This is a genomic window from Amycolatopsis sp. NPDC051071, assembly GCF_040682875.1.
In the GTDB taxonomy this organism is placed as follows: domain Bacteria; phylum Actinomycetota; class Actinomycetes; order Mycobacteriales; family Pseudonocardiaceae; genus Amycolatopsis.
This window is the reverse complement of the sequence record NZ_JBFBBY010000052.1, coordinates 24,709-47,250: the sequence shown is the minus strand read 5'-3', so window position 1 is coordinate 47,250 and position 22,542 is coordinate 24,709. Positions and strand designations below refer to the sequence as shown.

At 69.2% G+C, this 22,542-nt stretch carries 17 protein-coding genes; 8 read left to right on the top strand and 9 right to left on the bottom strand.

What is annotated here, in order from left to right:
- Positions 1-141: 141 nt before the first annotated feature.
- Together AB0M65_RS18750 and AB0M65_RS18745 are read right to left on the bottom strand one after the other, a co-directional pair.
- Entirely contained in the window at positions 142-2,196 is a 2,055-nt protein-coding gene (locus AB0M65_RS18750) for a hypothetical protein (RefSeq protein WP_364028815.1), read from the bottom strand.
- Positions 2,197-2,281: 85 nt separating this feature from the next.
- Complete coding sequence (locus AB0M65_RS18745; protein WP_364028813.1) at positions 2,282-3,079, bottom strand: thioesterase family protein; 798 nt, start codon at positions 3,077-3,079, stop codon at positions 2,282-2,284.
- A gap of 59 nt (positions 3,080-3,138) precedes the next feature.
- Here AB0M65_RS18745 and AB0M65_RS18740 point away from each other — a divergent pair, with 59 nt between their 5' ends.
- Together AB0M65_RS18740 and AB0M65_RS18735 are read left to right on the top strand one after the other, a co-directional pair.
- The gene (locus AB0M65_RS18740) at positions 3,139-3,834 is read left to right on the top strand and encodes a TetR/AcrR family transcriptional regulator (protein WP_364028811.1); all 696 of its coding nucleotides are present in this window, start codon (positions 3,139-3,141) and stop codon (positions 3,832-3,834) included.
- Positions 3,835-3,843: 9 nt separating this feature from the next.
- Positions 3,844-5,049 (top strand): GAF domain-containing SpoIIE family protein phosphatase, encoded by a 1,206-nt coding sequence (locus AB0M65_RS18735; RefSeq protein ID WP_364028809.1) that lies wholly within the window; start codon positions 3,844-3,846, stop codon positions 5,047-5,049.
- Position 5,050: 1 nt separating this feature from the next.
- On the opposite strand, the gene AB0M65_RS18730 is transcribed toward AB0M65_RS18735, so the two are convergent.
- Positions 5,051-5,620 (bottom strand): YdeI/OmpD-associated family protein, encoded by a 570-nt coding sequence (locus tag AB0M65_RS18730; RefSeq protein ID WP_364028807.1) that lies wholly within the window; start codon positions 5,618-5,620, stop codon positions 5,051-5,053.
- Between the two features lie 90 nt (positions 5,621-5,710).
- On the opposite strand from AB0M65_RS18730, the gene AB0M65_RS18725 reads away from it, so the two are divergent.
- The gene (locus tag AB0M65_RS18725) at positions 5,711-6,070 is read left to right on the top strand and encodes an arsenate reductase family protein (RefSeq protein WP_364028805.1); all 360 of its coding nucleotides are present in this window, start codon (positions 5,711-5,713) and stop codon (positions 6,068-6,070) included.
- A gap of 315 nt (positions 6,071-6,385) precedes the next feature.
- On the top strand, positions 6,386-8,539 hold the full coding sequence (locus AB0M65_RS18720) for a DUF6461 domain-containing protein (protein WP_364028803.1): 2,154 nt from the start codon (positions 6,386-6,388) through the stop codon (positions 8,537-8,539).
- A 52-nt stretch (positions 8,540-8,591) separates the two neighbouring features.
- Here the strand turns inward: AB0M65_RS18720 and AB0M65_RS18715 are convergent, their stop codons facing one another.
- Both AB0M65_RS18715 and AB0M65_RS18710 read right to left on the bottom strand, forming a co-directional pair.
- Positions 8,592-11,645 carry a BTAD domain-containing putative transcriptional regulator gene (locus AB0M65_RS18715; protein WP_364028801.1) on the bottom strand — a complete coding sequence of 1,018 codons (3,054 nt, stop codon included), beginning with the start codon at positions 11,643-11,645 and terminating at the stop codon, positions 8,592-8,594.
- A gap of 108 nt (positions 11,646-11,753) precedes the next feature.
- Entirely contained in the window at positions 11,754-12,038 is a 285-nt protein-coding gene (locus tag AB0M65_RS18710) for a hypothetical protein (RefSeq protein ID WP_364028799.1), read from the bottom strand.
- Here AB0M65_RS18710 and AB0M65_RS18705 point away from each other — a divergent pair.
- Positions 11,983-12,405 carry an aldo/keto reductase gene (locus AB0M65_RS18705; RefSeq protein ID WP_364028797.1) on the top strand — a complete coding sequence of 141 codons (423 nt, stop codon included), beginning with the start codon at positions 11,983-11,985 and terminating at the stop codon, positions 12,403-12,405. The two genes, AB0M65_RS18710 and AB0M65_RS18705, sit on opposite strands and share 56 nt — an antisense overlap.
- Before the next feature lie 228 nt (positions 12,406-12,633).
- On the opposite strand, the gene AB0M65_RS18700 is transcribed toward AB0M65_RS18705, so the two are convergent.
- Positions 12,634-13,791, bottom strand: coding sequence for an epoxide hydrolase family protein (locus tag AB0M65_RS18700; protein ID WP_364028795.1), 1,158 nt, complete (start codon positions 13,789-13,791; stop codon positions 12,634-12,636).
- 62 nt (positions 13,792-13,853) lie between these two features.
- On the opposite strand from AB0M65_RS18700, the gene AB0M65_RS18695 reads away from it, so the two are divergent.
- Positions 13,854-14,816: a YafY family protein gene (locus tag AB0M65_RS18695; protein ID WP_364028793.1), complete on the top strand. Its 963-nt coding sequence runs from the start codon at positions 13,854-13,856 to the stop codon at positions 14,814-14,816.
- Positions 14,817-15,038: 222 nt separating this feature from the next.
- Here the strand turns inward: AB0M65_RS18695 and AB0M65_RS18690 are convergent, their stop codons facing one another.
- A complete protein-coding gene (locus tag AB0M65_RS18690; protein ID WP_364028791.1) occupies positions 15,039-16,700 on the bottom strand; it encodes a sulfatase in 1,662 nt (553 codons plus the stop codon).
- A gap of 94 nt (positions 16,701-16,794) precedes the next feature.
- On the opposite strand from AB0M65_RS18690, the gene AB0M65_RS18685 reads away from it, so the two are divergent.
- On the top strand, positions 16,795-17,412 hold the full coding sequence (locus tag AB0M65_RS18685) for a hypothetical protein (RefSeq protein ID WP_364028789.1): 618 nt from the start codon (positions 16,795-16,797) through the stop codon (positions 17,410-17,412).
- 51 nt (positions 17,413-17,463) lie between these two features.
- A complete protein-coding gene (htpG, locus tag AB0M65_RS18680; RefSeq protein ID WP_364028787.1) occupies positions 17,464-19,329 on the top strand; it encodes a molecular chaperone HtpG in 1,866 nt (621 codons plus the stop codon).
- A gap of 148 nt (positions 19,330-19,477) precedes the next feature.
- On the opposite strand, the gene AB0M65_RS18675 is transcribed toward htpG, so the two are convergent.
- Together AB0M65_RS18675 and AB0M65_RS18670 are read right to left on the bottom strand one after the other, a co-directional pair.
- Positions 19,478-21,556, bottom strand: a complete 2,079-nt coding sequence (locus AB0M65_RS18675) for an iron ABC transporter permease (RefSeq protein ID WP_364028785.1) — start codon at positions 21,554-21,556, stop codon at positions 19,478-19,480.
- The gene (locus tag AB0M65_RS18670) at positions 21,556-22,527 is read right to left on the bottom strand and encodes an iron-siderophore ABC transporter substrate-binding protein (protein WP_364028783.1); all 972 of its coding nucleotides are present in this window, start codon (positions 22,525-22,527) and stop codon (positions 21,556-21,558) included. The genes AB0M65_RS18675 and AB0M65_RS18670 overlap by 1 nt, the downstream gene beginning before the upstream one ends.
- Between the last annotated feature and the right edge of the window lie 15 nt (positions 22,528-22,542).

Here is a 22,542-nt window from a genome sequence, read left to right as displayed (position 1 = left end):
TATTTCCCCCCACCCACAAACTTACCTCTCGCCCCCTCCCAACCCGGGGGGGGGGGCGGGGGGGGGGGTTGGTTGTTTTTTTGGGTCGTTCTAACGACCCAAATCACTCACGACCCTCGCGCCACGCCGCCACCTTATGACTCAGGTCTGTTCTCCCAGGAGGATCTGTTCCAGCAGCAGGTCGACGTCGCGGGCGGACTCGGCTTCGCCGATCCGGTGGAAGGTTTCCGCCGCGCGGAGGGCGCGGCGGGCGGCTTCCCGGATCCGGCCGACCGCGCTGAGCACGTGGGCGGCGACGTGGTCGAGCTGGGCGACGAGGTGATCGCGGGCGGGCGCGGTTTCGGTTTCGACGGCGTGGACGGCGGTTTCCGCGGCGTCGAGTGCGGTCAGTGCCGCGTCGAGGTCGCCGGATCTCAGCCGGGAGAGCGTCGCGGCGTTACGGCAGGTGGCGGCGACGTAGCCGCCACCGATCGCCAGCGCGGCGTCGGCGGCGCGTGCGTAGAAGTCGGCGGCGTTCGCGCCATAGCCGAGCAGGTCGAGCTGTTCGGCGGCCGCCATGCTCACCGAGATGTACGAATGTCCGGTGTCGCCCGCCTCTTCGAGGATTTCGGCCAGGATGGAGTATTCGTTGAAGGCGCGCGAGGATTCGCCGAGTGCGCGGTAGGCGTCGGCGTACATCCACCGGCACCGGTAGGCCCAGTCCGGTAACCCGGCGAGCAGGTCGATGGTGCGGGGCGCGACATCGAGCACCTCGTCGTAGCGTGCGGCGCCGTGCAGGGCGGTGACGAGGACGTACCAGTGTTCCGCGGTGTCCTTGCCCCTCGACGCCGCGATACCCAGTGAGGCATAGGCATCGTCGACGGCGTCGGCGAACCGGCCGGTGCCGATCAGGGAAACCGCCCGGAGTTGCCGCAGATGCCCGCGCAACCGTTCCGGGCCGCCGACGGGCAGGGTCGCCAGCAGGTGCTCCACGAACACGTCGAGTTCGTCGAGCGAACCCGCGCGCTCGTAGGCGATCCGCGCCTGCTCGACGGCTTCGACGGCCTTCTCGCCGACGTTGCCGATGATGAAGGCGTCCGTCGCCTCCTGCGCGAGTTCCAGTGTGACGACGGGATCCTCGCCGTCGCCGTTCCTCAGCGACGCCTCCAGGCACAGGAGAGTCCCGAGGAGCAGTGGGTCACCAGCCTCGCGGGCGCGTTCCGCCCCGCGTCGCAAGGCTTCGTACGCCTCCGGAGTGCGTCCCTGTCCGGAAAGCACGTGGGCCAGCCAATGTTCGCCCCAGACGGCCGCGTGGTCGTCGGTCCCGGCGCGTAACCGGGCCGCCGCGACCGTCGTCAGCGCGACCCCGGTTTCGGCCTGATCATCGAAGACCAGCCACAGGCCGAGCCAGCATTGGTTGAGCAGGAACCGGGTTTCGTCGCCTTCGCGCCGGAACCCGGCGGCCGCGCGGCGCAGCCGCTCTTCGGTGTCGCCGCCCTGGAAGAAGATCGCACGCAATTCGGCCAGCCGCGGGGCGATCCCCTCCGGCACGGTGCCGATCGCGGCGAGGCACGCCCGTGCCTCTTCCGCCTCGCACCGGTGATTGTGGATTTCGGCGCGGACCACGAGTTCCTCCGCGGAAAGGTCCGGTGGTGGCAGGATCGGGACCCGGGGGAGCGCGGAAGGCAGGAGCGGTACGAACTCCGCGACCGGTTTGGCCGCCATCTTCCGTTCGGCGTAATCGGTGAAGTAAGTGGTGTGGTCGCGTTCGTCGAGCTCCTCGGCCTCGACGAACGCCGCCGCCCGCAGCCGCCGGTGCAGCAGGCACACGGAAAGGCCGTCGTAGGGTCCGTCGAGGACGAATCGGGTCTCGCCGTATCCGCTTTCGGTCAGCCTGCGGGTGAGCAGGGCGGCCGCGGCGAAGAACTCCAGCCTGTCGTCGGTGCCGGGATGGTCACCGACACCGTCCAAAAGCGACAGAAGATCGAATCCGGTGTGCTCGTTGCCGGTGAGCGCGCAGAACTCCAGCCGCAGGGCGTGGTCACCGTACTGGCGCGGCGCACCGGTCGAGGCCCGGGTCACCCACCGGTAGGCCGACGCCGCCTCGGCGTGCTTACCGGCCGCTGCCAGCGGCACCAGCGTCCGGCAGAGCCGGGTGATCTCGGCCCCGCCGGAGTCGGAGCCGCCCGCGTCCGCGCGGCGTGGTTCCACTTCCATGGTCCTGCCCCCAGAACATGACGTCGACGCCGGATCTTAACTCCCGAAGCCGGGTCAGCGCCCTGTTTCAGGCAGACCGAAACGCTCAAGGGACGCGGACGGCGGCGATCTGGGTCGCTTGTCCGATGAGCCGGTTCTTCCCGTCCCACAATTCGGCCACTTCGTCCATCCGGTCGCCGCCGATCTCGCCGGCTCGCATCCGCACGCGGACCGGGCCCGGTGCCGGGATTCCCCGCAGGTACGCGGTGAACTGGACGGTCGGCGCCCAGCCCGCGATGCCGAGGTCGTAGGAGATCGGTGGCACCGGGTCGAGCGCCACGAGCAGGCTCACCGGATCCCAGTCGGTGCCGTCGGCGAGCCGCAGCCAGGACGAGATGACGCCTTTCCGGGACGGCTGTCCTATCGCGAAGCCCGCCGAGGCCGGGTCGATCCGCTGCTCGACGACGTCCATCAGGCCGAGGCGGAACCCGTTGCCGCCGTCGGAGGGGACGGGGAAGCAGTCCTGTTCCGGCGGGATCTCGACCGGGTCCACTCCGGACCACCACGCGTCGCCGTCCGTCAGCGTGCCCTGGGTGATCAGGGCCTCCGTGCAGGGCGCGCCGTGCTGGCTCAGCCGGGCGCGCAACTGGCTGAGACCTCGGCCTTCACGCAGGACCTCGACCTCGACGACCGCGGGGCCGGGCTCCGGCGCCACCGAGAAGGAACCACTGATCGCGGTCAGATGCGGATGCGACGAGACCGCCGCGGCGGCCTTGGCGAGCACCGCGAGGAGATAGCCGCCGTGCAGCTTCGTCCCGATTGTCCACTGTGGATCGAGTTCGGTGTCGAATACGGTGCCGTCGCCCCGGCGGATCAGGGCGGTCGCGGTCTGGAAGTGCGCCATGAGCTCAAGCTGACACTGTCAAGTTGACGGTGTCAAGTGAATGCTGGCAGCATCACGGCATGGGCGCGAAACGGACGAAGGCGCGGCCGGGTGAAGGGGAGAAGCTGCGCGAGGAGATCCTGGGCGCCGCCGAAGCCCTGCTCGGCGAAACGGGCACCGACGAGGCGCTGACCCTGCGTGCCGTCGCCCAGCGGACCGGCGTTTCCACTCCGTCGGTGTACTTGCATTTCCCGAACCGCGACGCGTTGCTGGAGGCCGTCTGCCTTCGGGTGTGGGACGAACTCGCGCACCGGATGCGGGACAGGGCGGGCGAGGTCGACGACCCGATGCGTGCGCTTTCCCGGTGCGCGCGGGTCTACGCCCGGTTCGCCTTGGACCATCCGGTGCAGTACCGCGTACTCCTGATGCGTCCGTCCGGCGGCTCGTCGCCGGGTGCGGTCGCCTGTTTCCGCTACCTCGCCGACGCCACCGCCGCCTGCGTACGGGCCGGGATCCTGCGTGGCGAACCGGAAATCCTGGCGATGGGCCTGTGGTCGGCGATGCACGGCTGCGTCAGCCTGCTGATCGCGCAGCCGGGATTCGACTGGCCGGAGGAACCGGAGGCGCTGATCGACGGCGTCATCCGCATGGCAGGTCTCGGGACGGCGCTGGCCTGCCGGGTTCCGCGTGACGCCATCCCGCCGAGCCCGGAACTCGCCGCCGGTCTCGACGAATTGGCCACGACCTGGGCCGGGCCGCGGGACTTCACTGGTTAGGCTCAGCGCATGTCCGAGACCCCGACCGCCGACGACCGGCTCCAAGTGCTCGAAGCCATCACCGACGCCGCCCTCGGGTACCTCGCCCAGGAGAAGGTGATGGCGACGATCCTGGCGCGGGTGCGCGATTTGCTCGGCGTCGACACGGCCACGGTGCTTCGCCACGACCCGTCGGCGCGGCAGCTGCAGGCCATCGCCGCTTCCGGGATCGAGGAGGAGGTCTTCCAGGACGTCCGGGTCGCCGTCGGCGCGGGGTTCGCGGGCCGGGTTGCCGCGGAACGGCGTCCGGTGATCCTCGACCAGGTCGACGAGACCACCGTGGTCAATTCACTCCTGCAAGAGCGCGGCCTCCGGACGCTGCTCGGCGTGCCGATGCTGGCGGGCGACGAACTGGTCGGCGTGCTGCACGTCGGGTCGGTGACACCGCGGGAGTTCCCGGAGGCCGACGTCGAACTGCTGCAACTGGTGGCCGCACGGCTCGCGCTGGAGGTGCAGATCGAAGTCGCCGCCACCGATCGCGCCGCCGCGGCCGCGCTGCAGCGGAGCCTGTTGCCCGGGCGGCTGCCCGACGTCGACGGGATGCGGTTCTCCGCCAGATACGTGCCGGGTACTGAACCCGGGGTCGGCGGTGACTGGTACGACCTGTTCCCGTTGCCGGGGGACCGGCTGGGCATCGTGATGGGTGACGTCGCCGGGCACGGCCTCAACGCCGCCGTGATCATGGGACGGCTGCGTAGCGTGCTTCGCGCCTACGCACTCGAATGGGACGACCCGGCGGAAGTACTGTCCAAATTGGACAACAAGGTGCGGTACTTCGAGCCGGGCGCGCTGGCCACCGTCGTGTACGGGATCGTGTCGCCATCGCGGGACAGCGTCGAGATCTCCCTCGCGGGACACTTACCGCCGGTGCTCGCGGTGCCCGGCTTGCCGGCGGTACTCGTCGACGTCCCGGTCGACCCGCCCATCGGCGTCGCCGGGCTGAAGCGCCGAAGAACCGTGGTCGAGGTGCCGCCGGCGTCCGTGGTCGCCTTCTACACCGACGGTCTCGTGGAGCGCCGGGGTCAGCTGATCGACGTCGGGTTGCGGCGGCTCACCGAGGTCGTCACCCCCGACCAGCCAGGGGTCGTCTGCGCGCGGATGATGGCCGCGCTCGTCGGCGGGACACCGGCGCAGGACGACATCGCACTCCTCGTCGCACGGCGAGAGGCGACCTGAGTCACCGCGCCGGGTGATGGGCGCGGACGTTCCGGGCCGCGAGTTCGACCGTCCTGGTGATCCGGCGCTCCCGGGTCTCCGGCTTCTTCGCCGTCAGAATCCATTCCAGGATCAGCCTTTTCAACGACGGCGGGAATTTCTCGAAGTTGTCGCGAGCGGACTGGTCGACGTCGAACCGGGCACGCAGGTCCTCGGGGACACCCGCGCCGTCGGGTACGACCTGCCAGCGGCCCTTGTCCTTGGCCAGATCGATCATCGCCTGCCCGCGTGCGGTCATCAGGCCGTCGGCGATCAGGCGAGCGGCCCGCTCGCGGTTGACGCGGCTCCACGAACTGCGGGGGCCACGCGGGGTGAACCGGAGCCGCGAACTGACGGCGTCGTTCTTGCGGTGCAGCCCGTCGATCCAGCCGAAGCACAGCGCCTGCTCCATCGCCTCGTGGATGCGGATGCCCGGCACCCCGCTGTCCTTGTGGTGGATGACCAGCCAGACCTCCTTTTCGTCAGCGGCGTTCTCGGTCAGCCAGGCACGCCACTCGGCGGGGGAAGCGGCGGTGAAGGTGGGCTCGCACACGGCGGGGTTCCTTTCGTCGTAACGTCTGTGACCATCATGCGGAGGCAAAGTGCTCACCGGTTGAGCACTTTTCGAACAGAGGTGGCCGTGATGGAGATCTGGGTGAACCCGGCGTGCGCCAAATGCCGCTCGGCGGTGTCGATGCTGGACGACGCGGGAGCCGAGTACACCGTGCGGAAGTATTTGGAGGAGCCGCCGACGGCGAAGGAACTGAAGGCGGTCCTCAAGCGGCTCGGGCTGGAGCCGTGGGACATCACGCGCACCGCCGAGGCGGTCGCGAAGGAACTCGGGCTGAAGACCTGGGGCCGGACACCCGCCGACCGTGACCGGTGGATCGAGGCCCTTGCCGCGCATCCGAAACTGATCCAGCGACCGATCATCACCGCCGACGACGGCACGACAGTCGTCGCGCGGACCCCGGAAGCCGTCCAGTCGGTGCTGCCGGGCTGACGAAGTCAGACACGCCCTGTCCCGTCGGCGGGACCGGCCGCCGTTCCTTTCGCCGAACGGGCTTGTGAACCCTTGTTCGTGCGGCACGGAAACCCTTACCGTCGAAGGCATCAGGGCAAGGCCACCACCCAGGCGAGTCCCTGGAGCCGACGATGTACCCATCCGATGGCTCAGCGCGCTCTGTTCTCCTCAGAGGCGTTCGATGCGGCGAAGCTCCCGGGAGACCGGGGGTTTCGCCGCGTTCGGGCGCGCGATTCCTGTCGGAGGGGATCGCTACGGTGCCACGCGACGACGACGAAGCGTGGAGGTACTGGGGTGGAAGAGCACGTCGAGGTCCCGCCGGGGTTGGCGGAGGCGCTCGTACCGTTGGTCGCCGGGGTGTTCCCGGAACTGCTCGGCCGGATCCCGCGTGGTCCCGCGGCGGCGCTCGGCAGGCTGGCCGTGCCGGAGGCGAAACCGGACGTCTTCGGGCTGCGCGCGGGACGGCCGACGCGCGGTCCTGGCGAGTCGGAGGCGTTGAGCGGACTGCGTTCTCTCGGCGATCCGATCTCCGAACGGCTGCTCGGCGCGCTCGAACTCCTGGTGGACGGACTGGCGGCCGACCTCCCCGACGAGGTCGCGGCGGCGGTGCCGGGACCGGATGCGACACCGCGGTCCTTCGGCTTCATGACGACGGACGGGCCGAATCCCGAGACCGTCACCGCGGTCCGGCTGCTCGACCAGCTCCGCCCGGGGATCTCCGGGCTGATCGTGGCCCTGGTTGCCGAGGCCGCCGCACACGAGGACGTGATCCCGTTGCTGACGCCCGCGCCGGACTTCGGCGGAGACGAGGAAATCGCCGCCGAGCACGGCGCGGTGCATCTCGCGCTGGCCGTCGCGGTCGCTGCGCCGATCCTGCGACGGGTCGGCGCCCCGCTGCTCGCCGGCAGGCCCGCGGCCGTCGTCGGGGTCGCGCTCGGCGCCGTTTCGGCTCTGTTGAGCGAAAGTCCGATGCCGCCCGCGTATGCGGCCGCGTTGCTTCAGAAGCGCCGGGCCGAGTACCTGCTGCCGTCGTCTTCGTCGGGTTCGGCCGACGTGCGCGGGCATCGGTTCACGCTGGCCGAGCGTCCGGTCGAGGGCGAAGCGGACTTCAGTGGAAACGGCCTCGTCGTCGTGGTCCCCGGTGGTGTCGCCGTCCGGACCGGGCTCGGCGATGGCCACGTGAACGTCGCGACGCGGATCCTCCAAGAAGCGCCGGAGGACGTGGACCTCGACTGGTGGGACGAGGTCGTCGAGGTCTCCTGGCGGGCCGAACAAGGCGACGCCACCTTGGGTGCCAGCGCCGCCCACCAGCCGAAAACCCCGCCGTGGCCCGGAGATCTCCGGGTTCGGGTGCACGCGATCGGCCGGGACGGCGAGGAGCGGGAGCGGTACGAACTCGTGCTCTGGGAGGCACCGCCGGGGCCGGACATCGTGCACAAACGCGGTGACCGGCTCGGTCATGTCCTGCGTGGCGAGCCCGTGCCCGAGATCGAGGCCCCGCCGGAGGCCGTCTACCGGTGGATCCGCGAGAGCGCGCTGGGTGAAGCCGCGACGGTCACGGTGGTCGCGGGTGCCTCCGCCGAGGAGGTGCTTCGCGGCTTCGGTGCCGACCCGGCCGAGCCGGTGTCCGCGCTGGAACTGTCGCAGGACTTCGATCTCGACCCGTGGGTGGTCGTACTCCGCGTCGAGGGCGGGGTGCTGGCCGTGGAGTTCAACGGTTACCAGGCTTCGCACCGGCCGGTGCTGGAGCCGCTGTCGCGGGCGGGCCGGACGGCGAGCTTCTTCTGGAACATCAACGGGGTGACCCGGTTGTCCTTCGCGGACGAAGGGACCGTTCACGCCGGGTTCGAACTCGGGTATCCGGAGGACATCGAGGATCCGCGGGTGCTCGAAGCCTTGGCAGGCCTCGATTTCCACAGTTATCGCGATCGGGACGAGAAGGCCCTCGTCGCCATCGAGCGGTACACCGGGTACCGGATGCTGCCCGAAGACATCGAACGGATGACCGCGGCGGATGTGGCGTACCGGATCCTGCCGCAGCTGCCGGAGTTGTATCCCGAAAAGCGCAACGACGACGGCTCGCGAACGTATACCGGCAACAGTCCTTTGGGTGACGACACCGGCAAACTGGCCTTCCTCCCGGACGAGGCACTGCGTGATCTGGCCTGGCACGCCGCTTCGGCCGCGGCCGAAGCCTCCGGTGTCGCGGGAGACCCCGTCATCGCGGACACGCTGGCGCATCGGCGGCTGAGCCCGGAGGCGGAGACCCTGATCAGGAAGTCGCAACTGCACGCGCACCGGGAGCACGCCTGGTTGTGGCAGGCGATCCACCAAGCGACCAACCCGGATCCGCTGGGTGCCGCGATCCACACCCTGAACGCGGCGCGGTACGCGGCCGGTGCCTCGGCGGCGGATTTGCTCGACCACGCCAGGAGGCTGGTGGGTTAACCGGCTTCCGCGGCCGTCATCCGTTCGTCGGTCAGTACGGGATCTTCCTGCTTCACCGTATGGCGGAGTGACTCCCGCGGATGAGCTTCAGCACCGCCCGCGCCCGTTCCTCCGGCAGCCGCCGTCCGCGTTTCGCGGCCAGCCGCACCGCCTCGTCGGCCAGGCGCCCGGCTTCTTCCGGCTCGCCGAGGTCGAGCCGGGCGTGGGCGATTTCGGTGAGGACGTCCGCTTCGAGGAGTAACTGGCCGTTGTCGCGCAGTGTGGTCAGTGCTTTTTCGCTGTACTCCAACGCTTTCGCGGCGTCCCCGAGACACCGGTGCGCGACGGCGAGGCCGAGCCGGGCCGAGCCCTGCCCGTAACCGAAGCCGATTTCGGTGAACACGCGCAGCGCCTCGTGCAGTCCTGTGAGTGCTTCGGCGTGTTCTCCCCTCCGGTTCCGCACGGTCGCGATGATCTCGACGGCCGCCGCCTCGCCGCGCCGGTCACCGATCTGCAGTGACCGTTCGTGACACTCGACCGCTTGCGCCATCGCGAGATCGAAGCGTTCCGCGTCGCAATGGGTCTCGGCCAGGCAGTTCAGGGTCGCGGTCTCCCCGAACCCGAGCCCGGCTTCGCGGGTGTACGCGAGCACCTGTTCGTGGTCGGAGATGGACTCGTCGAGCCTGCCCAGCGCCCACAACGCGATCCCGCGGCCGTTGAGCGCGTGGAACGCCGCGTCCCGCTGCCCGGTTTCCCTGGCCAGCCGCAGGGATCGCTCATGCCAGTCGACCGCGGTCCTCGGCCTGCCGGTGAAGGTGTGGATGACGCCAATGCAGTTCAGCGCCAGTGTTTCCGCGCCGGTGTTGCCCGCGGCCCGGCTGACCGACAGCGCCTGACCGTGGAAGTGCAGTGCCTGCCTGGCTTTGCCTTGCTGGCTGGAGGCGCGGCCGAGGTTCCGCAGCGCGTCGGTCTCCGCGTCGAGGTCCTTGAGTTCCCGCGCGGCTTCGAGCGCCTGCTGGAAATGGTCGACGGCGAGGCCGTAGTCGCTGAGGTTGTGGGACATCTGACCGAGGACGTCGAGCAGGGAGAGCCGTGCCCGCAGGTCGCCTGCCTCGGTCGCCGAACGTAGCGCGGCCGCGCACGTCGCGACGGCCTCGCGGGCGTGCCCGCTCGCCTGGAGGTAGCCACGCAGCACGTCGATCAGCCGCCACGCGGCGGGCTGGTACACGGGGTCCGTGGTGGCGCAGGCGATCGTGTCGACCAGGTTGTACCGCTCGGTGTCCAGCCAGCGAAGGGCCGTGTGCTCGTCGAAGACCGGCGAGGCGGCGCCGGTGTAGAGCACCCGGGTCGCCATGGCGGCGGTCTCCACGTACAGATCGATCATCCGTGACAGCGCCGCCGTCGCCTCGTCCGGCGGGTCCTCGGCGCAACCGCGTTCGGCGGCGTACTCGCGGATGAGGTCGTGGAACTGGTAACGGCCGGGAGCGTGCCGCTGCAACAGATTCGCCGCGGCGAGCCGGTCGAGCGCGCGGCGGGTCTCCATCTTCGGCAGGCCCGCGACCGCGGCCGCCACCGGGACACCGAAGTCCGGACCCGGTGCCCTGCCGAGCATCCGGAACAACGTCCGGTCCTGTTCGGACAGCCGGACGTAGGACCGGTCGAAGGCGCCCCGCACCGCCGACGACGCGTCGCCGTCGATGGCCAGTTCCTCCAGCCGCCCGGAGCGGGTCAGCTCGGCGGTGTACTCGGCGACGCTGCGGCCGGCGTCGGCGGCGAGGTTCGCCCCGGCGATCCGCAGTGCCAGCGGCAGATACGCGCAGGCCGCGGCGAGTTCGCCGACCGCATCGGGTTCGGCGGCCGTGCGCGCGGGCCCGAGCAGTTCGGTGAGTACCGCGCGGGACTCCGCCTCGGTGAGCACGCCGAGCGGCAGGTGCACCGCGCCCGGGTTGACGGCGAGCCCGCGCAGGTCGTTGCGGCTGGTGATCAGCACCGCGCAACCGGGACGGCCCGGCAGCAGTGGCCGGACCTGGTCGACGTGCACCGCGTTGTCCAGCAGCAGCAACATCTTCTTGTCCGCCAGCACACTGCGGAACAACGCCGCCTGCTCGGCGGGCTCGGCCGGGACACGGTCCCGGTGCAGGCCCAGGGCGTCGAGGAAACGGGTCAGCGCGGCCGACGGATCCAGCGGTGGGCCCGCGGCGTACCCCTGGAGGTTCACATACAGCTGCCCGTCCGGGAAATACGACCGGAACCGGTGCGCGACATGCACCGCGAACGCCGTCTTCCCGACCCCGGGCGGCCCGGAGATCACCACGTTCCGCCCGGTCTCGGTGAGCGACAGCCCGGTGAGTTCGGCGATCGTGCTTACGCGGCCGACGAACCGGTGGACGTCCGGCGGCAGCTGGCAGATCGTCTCCGGCAGGGGATCGGTGTCCTCGTTGAGGATCGCGTCGTGGACCCGCCGGAGCCGGGGGCCGGGTTCGATGCCCAGTTCGTCGGCGAACATCCGGCGCGTGGAGCGGTAGGTGTCCAGTGCGTCGGCGCGGCGGCCGGACCGGGCGAGTGCCGTGATGAGCTGCGCCCAGAACGTCTCCTGCCACGGGTGTTCCTTGGTGAGCGTGACCAGTTCGGCGACCAGCTCCCGGTGCCTGCCCGCTTCGAGACCGGCTTCGATCCAGTGCTCCAGCGTGCGCAGCCTGTCCTCGGTGAGGCGCGCGGCCTCGTCGCGCTGCAGGGATTCCGACGGGACGTCGCACAGCGGCAGGCCACGCCAGCACTCCAGCGCCTCGGCCAGAAAGGCGAGTTCCGTGGCGGAATCACCCGCTTTGCCCGCTTCTCTTGCCCGTTCGGCCAACTGCCGGAACCGCAGCAAGTCGAGCTGATCGGGCCGCAGCCGGATCAGGTAGCCGTCCGGCCTGGTCTCGATCAGCCCGTCACCCAGCGTCCGGCGCAGGCGCAGCGCGTACACCTGCGTGCTCTTGCGGGCGGTGGACGGCTGGTCCTCGCCCCACAGGTGATCGGCGAGCCGGTCGAGCGAGACCGTCGTGTTGGCCCGCACCAGCAGGGCGGCCAGCAGGACCCGCAGTTTGGGGCCGCCGATCGTCACCGGCTTCCCGTCGAGGGTCACCTCAAGCGGGCCGAGTACGCCGAAACCGAAGCCGGAAATACGCGCTCACCTCCCCGTTCGCCAGATTACTGCGCGGTGTTGCCGGGTTGAAACCGCCGCCTGTCACGATCACGTCCGTGAGGCCGCTTCTCCGATGGCCTCACGGAGCAGGCGGGCGGCGGTGCCGACGGAACCGTCGGCGAGGTTGCCGTAGCCGAGGACGAGCCCGGGTGTGCTGGGGGTGGCGCGGTAGTCGTCGAGATCGGCCACGCGCAGTCCTTTGGCCGCCGCCCGCCGCACCACGTCGGCCGCTCCCGCGTCGTCACGCAGGTCCAGCACGAGGTGCAGCCCGGCGGCGATGCCGGACAGGCCGAGCGCGGGCCTCGCCGCGTACTCGTCGATCCTGCGCGGCATCTACGACGACTCCGCGCGCCGCCTCGCGCATCCGGTCTGGCAGACCTACGCCGGTCCGGAAAACGAGGCGCGGATGGTCGCCGTCGAGAAGGTCGCGCGGGAGATGGGTACGTCCGGGAACCAGGTGGCGCTGGCCTGGCTGCTGCGGCAGACGTCGCCGCGGGTGCTGCCGCTGATCGGCCCGCGGACCTGGGAGCACTACGAAGCGATCCGGCCGGCCTTCGAGCTGGAGCTGGGGGAGGAGCACCTGGCTCTGCTGGACGGCGCCGTGGGCCTCGTGAGTGATTTAGGTCGTCAGGGCCAAGAGTGTCTTGGGTACCTACTGTCTCCTTGCCTAGGTACAGGAAGGCCCCCTTCCTGTACCTAGGCGCAAGGAAGGGGTCCTTCCTGTACTTGGGGAAGGGGTCCTTCACGCGCCGCCGTGGTGACTGGTGGTGCTGTGGGGGCTCATGATGGCCTTCCGGGACGAGTGAGGGGAACTTTGAGGGACTCTGGGTCCCTCCAGGAGTCCTTCAAGGACCGGCCGCTAACCGGCTCACCCGCCGTAGGTACCTGAAACACCCGTCGTTAGAACGACCCAAATCACTCACGAGCTTTACTTGAGGTCGGCGAAGAACCGCCGCAAGTCCCCCACCAGCGACTCCGGAGCGTCCTGGGTCGCCCAGTGGCTGCCGTGGTCGAATTCCGTCCAGGAGACGATGTTCGCGTGGTCGCGGTCGGCGAAGCGCCGCAGCGGCCGGAAGTCGTAGGCGAAACTCGCCAGGCCGGTCGGCGTGGTCGTCGGCTCGGCCGGGTGTTCGGCGTGCTTGTCCTCGTAGTAGAACCGTGCCGCCGAAGCCGCCGTGTTCGTCAGCCAGTACAGGGTCGCGTTGGTGAGCACGTGGTCGTCGCTCGTCCCCGCCAGCAGTTGCGCGCTCCACGCCAGCTGCCCGGACGGCGAATCGGCCAGCGCGTGTGCGAGGTTCTGCGGCGCGCTTTCCTGCAGTTTCGCGTAGCCGGACATGTCGTCGTTGAAGTGTTGCAGGAACCGCACGTACTCCAGCTCCTGTTCCGTCATACCCTCGAACTCGGCCGGATCGCCGCTGGGGAACGAGAACAGTTGCGTGACGTGCACGCCGATCACGTGTTCCTGGTCGACGCGGCCGATTTCGGGGGCGACGAACGAACCGGCGTCGTTCCCGTGCGTGCCATAGCGTTCGTAGCCGAGGCGCCGCATGAGTTCGGCCCACGCCCGCGCGGTGCGGTAGCGGTTCCAGCCTTTTTCACGCGTGGGGCCGGAAAACCCGAACCCGGGCAGTGACGGGATCACCACGTGGAAGGCCTCCGCCGGGTTCGCGCCGTGTGAGCGCGGGTCCGTCAGCCGGTCGATCAGGCCGAGGTATTCGAAGACCGAGTTGGGCCAGCCGTGGGTCAGGACGAGCGGCGTCGCGTCCGGTTCCGGCGAGCGGACGTGCAGGAAGTGAATGTTCTGCCCGTCGATCTCCGTCGTGAACTGCGGGTGCTCGTTGAGCTTCGCCTCCCATGCGCGCCAGTCGTAACCGTCGCGCCAGTACGCGACCAGCCGCTGTACGTACTCCAGTGGCACGCCGTACTCCCAGCCCGGCGTGACCGGTCCGCGCCGCACCCCATCGGTCACCTGGTCGGCAGGCAGTTCGTTCGCCCAGCGGACCCGGGCGAGGCGGTCGGCCAGATCGTCCAGTTCGGCCTGGGGGACGTCCACGCGGAAGGGCTTGATCTCGGTGTTTGCGCTCATAAGACCAAGGTAGAGTGCCATTAGGAACATTCCGTTCCTAATGGGAGGGCAGTCTCGGAAAGATGTTGGAGACCTCGGCAAGACTGCTGCGTCTGCTCTCCCTGCTGCAGACACCCCGCGACTGGACCGGCGCCGAACTGGCGGACCGGCTCGAAGTGAGTGCGCGGACGATCCGCAACGACGTCGAGCGGCTGCGTGCGCTCGGCTACCCGGTGAACGCGACCCGCGGTTCCGTCGGTGGCTACCGACTCGGCGCGGGTGCCGAGCTGCCGCCGTTGCTGCTGGACGACGAGGAGGCCGTCGCCGTCGCGATCGGACTGCGTACCGCCGCCGGCGGCACCATCGCGGGTATCGAGGAGACGTCGTTGCGCGCGCTCGCCAAACTGGAGCAGGTGCTGCCGTCGCGGTTACGCCGCCGCGTGAACGCCTTGCAGACGTACACGATCCCGGTCCCGAGGGACGAGCCCGGCCCACGCGTCGACGCCGGAACGCTGACCACGCTCACCGCCGCGTGCCGCGATCACGAACAGCTACGCTTCGGCTATCAGACCCACGACGGCTCCGAGAGCGTCCGAAAGGTCGAGCCGTACCGCCTTGTCAACTGGGGCCGCCGCTGGTACCTGGTCGCATGGGACCTCGATCGCGGCGACTGGCGTACTTTCCGCGTCGACAGGCTGACCCCGCGCATCCCGGCCGGTCCGCGTTTCACCCCGCGTGACCTGCCAGAAGACGTCACCGACCGGGTCCGGCGCGGAGTCTCGTCCGCCGCTTGGCGTTACCGGGCCGACGTCACCGTGCACGCGTCCGCGGCGGAGGTGACCGGGCGGATCAACCCGGCCGTCGGCACGGTCGAAGCAGTCGACGAGAGCACCTGCGTACTGCATACCGGCGCCGACAGCATCGAGACGCTGGCCGTCCACTTAGGACTCCTCGGCTACCGGTTCGAGGTGACGGCTCCGGCGTGTTTAGTCGACTACTTGCGCACGTTGGCCGACCGGTACCGCGACGCCATCGGTGACGTTTGACAGGCTCGTGTTCTATAGAGGTTTACGCGAAGTGGCGTGGTCCCTGTCACCTCCGGATCCGGAGGTGACAGGGACTGTCGTGCGGGACCGTGTGGATTCTGGATCACCTGACGCGCCAAAAACCACACGGTCACCGGATGCGGCCCACCTCCGAACACGACACGTTCGCCCTCCGGCCCACCAGCACCACTGGCCACTCACTGACCCCCGACCGGCCGGGGGTCAGTGCGCGAAAGTGGTCAGGAACCGGTCCCGGAACGTGTTCATCGGCCAGCTCGGCGCGTTCCGGTCCGGGTTCAGGCCGTCCTGCCAGTTCCAGCCCGCGACCTTGTCCAGTACGGCCTTGTCCCGCGTGACGACGGTGATCGGGACGTCGCGGTCGGCGCCCTCGCCGGCGACGATCGGATTCGGCTGATGGTCGCCGAGGAACACCAGTACGAGGTTGTCGTCTCCGTAGGTCTCCACGTACGAGATCAGCGAGTTCAGTGAGTACGCGATCGAGTCGCCGTACGCGCCGCGCACCTTGGCGGGGTCGGTGAAGACCTCGTCGGGCGTCTTCCCTTGCGAGGGCATGGGGTTGTAGATCGATCCGTCGCCGACGGCGTTCCAGTCGACCGCCCGGGGGAGCGGCGTCCACGGCCAGTGACTGGTGACGAGGTCGATTTCAGCCATCAGTGGCGGGTGACCCGGCTTCGTGCGTTCGGCGCGCTGGAAAGCCGAAAGCGTGAACTGGTCGGGCATCGTGGCGTAGGAGAACGCCGGGCCGTGATACCCGATACCGCGCGAGTCGTAGTAGCGGTCGTAGCCGTAGACCTTGCCCTCGGGCCAGTCCTCGGTGTGCGCGGGCACCACGCCGACGGTCTCCCAGCCCGCGCGTTTGAACGCGCCGCCGAGGGTGAACCGGTCGGTTTTCACGAAATCGTCGTAGCGGTGCTGGCTGTCGACCCAGACGCCGGATTGGAACGTCGAATGCGCGAGCCAGCTGCCCGCGCTCGTCGTCGGCGACGTCAGGAACGCGCTGCGTGAGCCGTAGCCGGCGGTCTTCAGCCGTGCCGTCCCGGCGTCGAGGACGGCGTCGACCTTGGGCGCGATGTCGGAATCCTGGACGGCCACCCGTCCGTAGCTCTCGACGAAGGTGAACAGGACGTCCTTGCCGCGCAACGCGTTCAGCAGTCCGGACGGCGGGGTGTCGCGAAAGGCGTCGACGGCGACCTCGTCGGCGAAAGCCTCGCGGTCCCGCAGATCCGCCCGCACCTGGCGGAGGTCGTCGTAGGCGAAGGCGGCCGCGCTGCGCGACGCGAGTGGCTGCCCCGGAGCGAGCTGGACGCCGGACGCCGCACACGCGATCCAGATGACGCTGAGCACGGCGACCACGCGGGTCGAGCCGGTCCGGTGCCCGGCCACGACCCGGCTCAGCCGCAGCACGGACAACGCCATCAGCACGACGACGACCGCGGACAGCAGCGCCAGCCCGACGAACGACGCGATCGCCGCGCTTCGCCCGATCGACGTCCCGAGCAGGTCGACGCCGTTGCCGACCACACCCCAGTCGAACACCGGGTTGAAGCGCCGGTTCAGCGCGACCCCGAAACCGAGGTCGATGGCCTTGACGATGGTCAGGAGCCCGAGGACCGCGCCGGCGGACACCGCGACGATCCGGCGGGCGCCGTCGCGCAGTATGAGCACGACCGCCACCCCGAGCAGCGCCTCCACCGGCAGCCGCACGAACGCTTCGGGCGTCAGCCTGTCGAGGTCGTTCGGCGCGAGCAGGGCGAACAGCACGAGGACGGCCGAGAGCGTCGTCATCGCACTGGTCGCGATCTCGTGGAAGGCCGTCCGGTCGCCCGGCAGGCCCACCAGGGCGGGGCGGGTGAAAACGGGCAACTGAGGTTCCTTCCGGGTGACGGCCTTCATCCGGTTACACGGATGGCGGGCCGGACCGGTTCAACGCCGGAGCGCGGATCGGTAGTCTGCGCCGGTGAGCGACAAGATCTGGGCCGCCCTCGCGGCGACACCTCTCGACGAGGTGCGACGCCGTGCCGTGGTGATCGACGCCATCACCGAGATCACGCCCATCGCGGTGGACGGTGCGGAGCGGTTCGCCTGGAATGACGGTGGCGGGCAGTCGGCCGTCTGGTATTTCACGCCGGACCAGCGCGCGCTGTTGCTGACCTTCGACCACGAGTCGGACCTGAACCTGTTCGCCGAGGAGGACTACCGGGTGCAGGAGGCGCTCTATGGCGGCGTCCCCGAACAGCTCGTCGGGTTGGTGCGGGATCGCCCCGAAAACTACGAGTCCCTGAACCTCGTCGATCCGGAGACGGGGGCGGCGATCCACTACGCCGGTGGGGTGTTCTGGTTCGACGGTGAGCGGTGGCGGCAGGCCGAAGGCTTCCTCGACCACTGCCGCCGGGAAGGCCTGGACCCGCTGAGCGAGTCGGGATTCGCCTACTGCCTCGGCGACTACCGGTTCGGCGAGGAGTTCACCCCCGAGGCGATCGTCCAAGCTCGCGCTTCCGACGGAGGGTACGAAGACGACGTCGAACGGCAGAACGCGCTGACCGAGATCCGGGAGATCTTCTCCCGGCACGGCTGACGTGCCGAGAGGTGTACTGGCGGCTTCGTCCGCGCTCGGTAATATCGCCGCGTGACCACCTCTGCCGAAACACTCGAGTTCCAGTCGGAGGCACGTCAGCTGCTTCAGCTGATGATCCACTCGATCTACTCGAACAAGGACACCTTCCTGCGGGAACTGGTGTCCAACGCCTCCGACGCGCTGGACAAACTTCGCCTCGAAGCATTCCGTGACAAGGATCTTCAGGCCGATACCGCCGATCTCCACATCGAGATCGAAACCGACCCCGAAAACCGCACGCTCACCGTCCGGGACAACGGAATCGGCATGAGCCGCGACGACGTCGTCGCCTTGATCGGCACGATCGCGAAATCCGGTACCGCGGAATTCCTGGCGAAGCTCAAGGAAACCAAGGATTCCGCCGCCTCGCAGGATCTGATCGGCCAATTCGGGATCGGCTTCTACGCCAGCTTCATGGTGGCGGACAAGGTCACGCTGCTGACCCGCCACGCGGGCTCGGACGAAGGCGTCCGGTGGGAGTCCGAGGGCGAAGGCACGTACACCATCGAGACGGTCCCGGACCTGCCCCAGGGCACGTCGGTCATCCTGCACCTCAAGCCCGAGGACACCGAAGACCAGCTCTTCGACTACACCTCGGCCGCCAAGATCAAGCAGATCGTCAAGAAGTACTCGGACTTCATCACCTGGCCGATCCGGATGACCGAAGGCGAAGAGGTCGCCACGGTCAACTCGATGAAGGCACTGTGGGCCCGGTCTTCCAGCGACGTCACCGAAGACGAGTACAACGAGTTCTACAAGCACGTCGCGCATGACTGGAACGACCCGCTGGAGACCATCCGGCTCCAGGCCGAAGGCACCTTCGAGTACCAGGCGCTGCTGTTCCTGCCGGGACACGCGCCGCTCGACCTGTTCATGCGGGAGCGCAAACGCGGCGTCCAGCTGTACGTGAAGCGCGTCTTCATCATGGACGACTGCGAAGCGCTGATGCCGGAGTACCTGCGCTTCGTGAAGGGCGTCGTCGACGCGCAGGACCTTTCGCTCAACGTCTCGCGCGAGATCCTGCAGCAGGACCGGCAGATCCAGCTGATCCGCCGTCGACTGGTCAAGAAGGTCCTCTCGACGGTCAAGACGTTGATGGCGGCCGAGAACACCGACAAGTACGAGACGTTCTGGAAGGAGTTCGGCCGCGCGGTCAAGGAAGGCCTGCTGGACGACTTCGAGAACCGCACCGCGATCCTCGACATCTGCTCGTTCGCGTCGACCAATGACCCGGAGAAGCTGACGTCGCTGAGTGAGTACGTCGAGCGTATGAAGGACGGCCAGGAGCACATTTACTACCTGACCGGCGAGTCGCGGCAGAGTATCGAGAACTCCCCGCATCTGGAAGCCTTCCAGGCCAAGGGTTACGAGGTGCTGGTGCTCACCGACCCGATCGACGAGATGTGGGTCGACTCGGTCCCTGGCTTCGAGGAGAAGCAGTTCCAGTCCGTCGCCAAGGGTGAGGTCGAACTCGACTCCGACACCACCGACGAGCAGAAGGAGGAGTTCTCCGGCCTGCTGACCTGGCTCTCGACCTCGCTCGCCGAGCAGGTCAAGGAGGTCCGGCTCTCGTCACGGCTGACGACGTCGCCCGCCTGCATCGTCGGTGACACGAACGACGTCACCCCGACGCTGGAGAAGATGTACCGCGCGATGGGCCAGGAAATGCCGCAGATCAAGCGGATCCTGGAACTCAACCCCGGTCACCCGCTGGTCGCCGGGCTGCGGTCCTCGTTCGCCGAGCACGGCGAGTCCGAAGGTCTCGCGGAGACCGCGGAACTGCTCTACGGCATGGCGCTCTTGGCCGAGGGCGGCGAACTGGGCGACCCGGCCCGCTTCACCAAACTCCTCGCGAGCCGCCTCGAAAAGACCCTGTAACCCCGAACACGCGTGCTTGAAGCCGTAACTCGCGTGCTTGAAGGCGTAACTCGCGTGCTTGAAGGCGTAACAGCGTGTTCCGGCTTCAAGCACGCATGATCGCTGTTCAGGCACGCATGATCGCTGTTCAGGCACGCGTGTTCCGGGTTCAGGGCCGGGTCCGCCAGAGGACCAGTACGAAGTAGGGCGTCCCGACCAGCGCGATGACCAGGCCTGCCGGGATCTGGGCCGGCGCGATGACCGTCCGGCCGAGGGTGTCGGCGAGGCTCACCAGGAGTGCCCCGAGTGCCGCCGCCACCGGGATCACCCGGCCGTGCCGCCCGCCGACCAGCGATCGCGCCAGATGCGGTGCGACCAGTCCGACGAACGCGACCACGCCGATCGCGGAGACCGCGGTGGCCGCCAGGATCCCGGACGCCGCCAGTACCACCAGCCGCGAGCGTTCGATGCGCATCCCGAGTACGCGCGGTGTGTCCTCGTCGAGGGCGTGCAGGTCGAGTTCGCGGTGCTTGACCCACAACAACGGCGTCAGCGCGACCAGCGCCAGCGCCACCGGCGCGACCTGCTCCAGGGTGCGGCCGTAGGTCGAACCCGAGAGCCAGGTCAGCGCCTTGGCCGAGTTCCACGGGTCGGAGACGACGATCAGCAGCGTGATGAGCGCCATCCCGGCCGACCAGACGGCGATGCCGATGATCACCAGCCGGTCCGAATCCAGCCCGGACCGCCAGGCCAGCCCGTAGACCAGCGCGAACACGACCGCCGCGCCGACACCGGCGGCGCCCGCGATCTGCCAGGCGCCGACCGCCGGGACGACGGTGATCAGCGTGATCGCGCCGAGCCCGGCACCCGAGGTGATGCCGAGCAGACCCGGTTCGGCGAGCGGGTTGCGGCTGACGGACTGGATGCCGCAGCCGGACACCGCGAGTGCGGCACCGGCGAGCAGCGCGGCGAGGACCCGCGGAAGCCGTTGGTCCAGCACGAAAGTAAGCGCGGTCCCGGTGTTCCCGGTGACCCAGTTCGCGAGATCACCGAGCAGCACCATGCGGTCGCCGAGCAGCATGCCCACGACCGGGACGGCGACGAGCAGCACCGCCAGCGTCGCCGAGATCGCCACGAGCCGCCGCTTCGATCCGGCGAGACCGATCCGCCCGGCCGGGGCAGGACGGCGTGAGCCGCTGCCCCGTCCGCGTCGCGCCAGCCACACCATCACGACGGCGCCGATGATCGTGGTGACCACCCCGGTCGGCACCCGCACCGCGGCGGCCGAACCCATGATCGCCCGCAGGACGACGTCGGCGCCGAGCACCGTCACCACCCCGACCAGCCCGGACACCGGCAGCAGCACCCTATGCTTGGCGATCGGCAGCAGGAGCTTCGTGATCACCGGCGCGCTCAGCCCGACGAAGCCGACCGGGCCGGCGACGGTCACCGCCGCCGCGGTCAGCGCGACGGTCAGCAGGATCGCGCCGATCCGCGTTTCCCGCACCCGCAGGCCGAGTACGGTCGCGTTGTCGTCGCCGAGGGCGAGGACGTCGAGTTTGCGCCCCATCGCGATGAGCACCGCGACGGCGACCACCACGACCGGCGTCATCTGCCCGGTCGCACGCAGATCGGACACGGTCAGCGAGCCACTGCCCCAGGCGAACAAACCGGACGTCTCCTGCTCGAACATGAGCAGCAGCAGAATGGTCACCGACTGGATGGCGAGCAGCACCGCCGAGCCGACCAGCACCAGCCGGGGACTCGCGGCGCCACCACCCGCCAGGCCCAGCACGAGCACGGCCGCGGCGAGCCCGCCGGCGAACGCCGCCCCGCCGACCGGGACGAACGGCAGCGAGAGCCCGAACGCGGAGAGGGCGACGACGGCGAAATGCGCGCCCGCGTTGACCGCGAGCGTGTCGGGCGAGGCGAGCGGATTCCGCGCCACGGACTGCATTCCCGCGCCCGCGACGCCGAGCGCGACGCCGAGCAGCAACGCGGCGAGCAACCGGGGAACGCGCGAACCCTCCAGCACCGCGAGGGTTTGCACGTCCCCGTGACCGAAGAGCGCCTTGACCACGTCCAGCGGGCCTGCCGTCGAGGTGCCCTGCGTCAGGTGGATGACGGCGAGGACGACGATCAGCGTGACCAGTCCCGCCGACACCACGGCCGTGCGGACGGCTTGCGGCGCACGTGCTGTTTCGATGAGCCCTCGGCGGGAAGAAGTACCTCGGACCGGTGTCAGCATCAGGCGGTGACGGCCTTCACGACCTGGTCGGCGGTGAGGACGACCGACTTCGGGCCGCCGAAGGTCCAGGTACCGGCCTCCAGCTTGTGGATCTTCTTCGAGACCACGAACGGCAGCCGCTGGTAGACCGCGTTCTGCGCGAGCCCGGTGGTGAAGACGTCCTCTTCGGCGGCACTGTAGAACAACACGGTCTTCGGGTCGGTGATCGCGGTCAGGCCTTCGACGTCGGTCTGGCCCAGACCCCACTGCGGGTCGACCTTGCCGGTCCACACGTTCTTCAGGCCGACGGCCTCGGCGGTGTCGGAGACCAGCGAGCCCTTGCCGAACGGGCGGATGCTGACGGTGCTGCCTTCGAGATAGCCGTCGGCCATCAGGAACGGGGTGCCCGCGGCGCCCTTGGCCTCGACGGCCTTCTTGCCCTCGGCGAGTTTGGCGTCCATTTCGGACAGTTGCTTGTCCGCTTCGGACTCCTTGCCGACCGTCTTGGCGATCAGCTTGAAATCCTCACGCAGGCGGTCGAAGTTCCGGCTCGCGTCGCTGGCCTTGGTGACCACGACCGGGACGTACTTCTCGATCTGCGGCACCAGTGTCGAGTCACGCTCCTCGGCGATGATGACGACGTCGGGGTTCAGGCCGACGATCGCGTCGACGCTGGGCTCGTTGCGTTTGCCGACGTCCTTGACCTCCGAAGTGAGCGGGGCGGCCTTGTCCCAGACGTTGTAGCCCGCGACGTCCGCGGCGCCGACCGGCATGACACCGAGCGAAGCGACCATCTCGGCTTCGCCCCACTCCAGCGCGACGACGCGTTTGGCCGGGGCCTTGAGGGTGACGGCCTTGCCGCGCGCGTCGGTCACCGTGACCGGGCCGCCTGCCGATTCACTCGGCGCGGACGCGGGGGTCTCGGAGGTACCGCAGGCGGACAGCAGCAGCGCCGCCGTCGCGAGAAGGGCGGCGGGGGTCAGCAAACGCATGGTTCTTCCTGGATT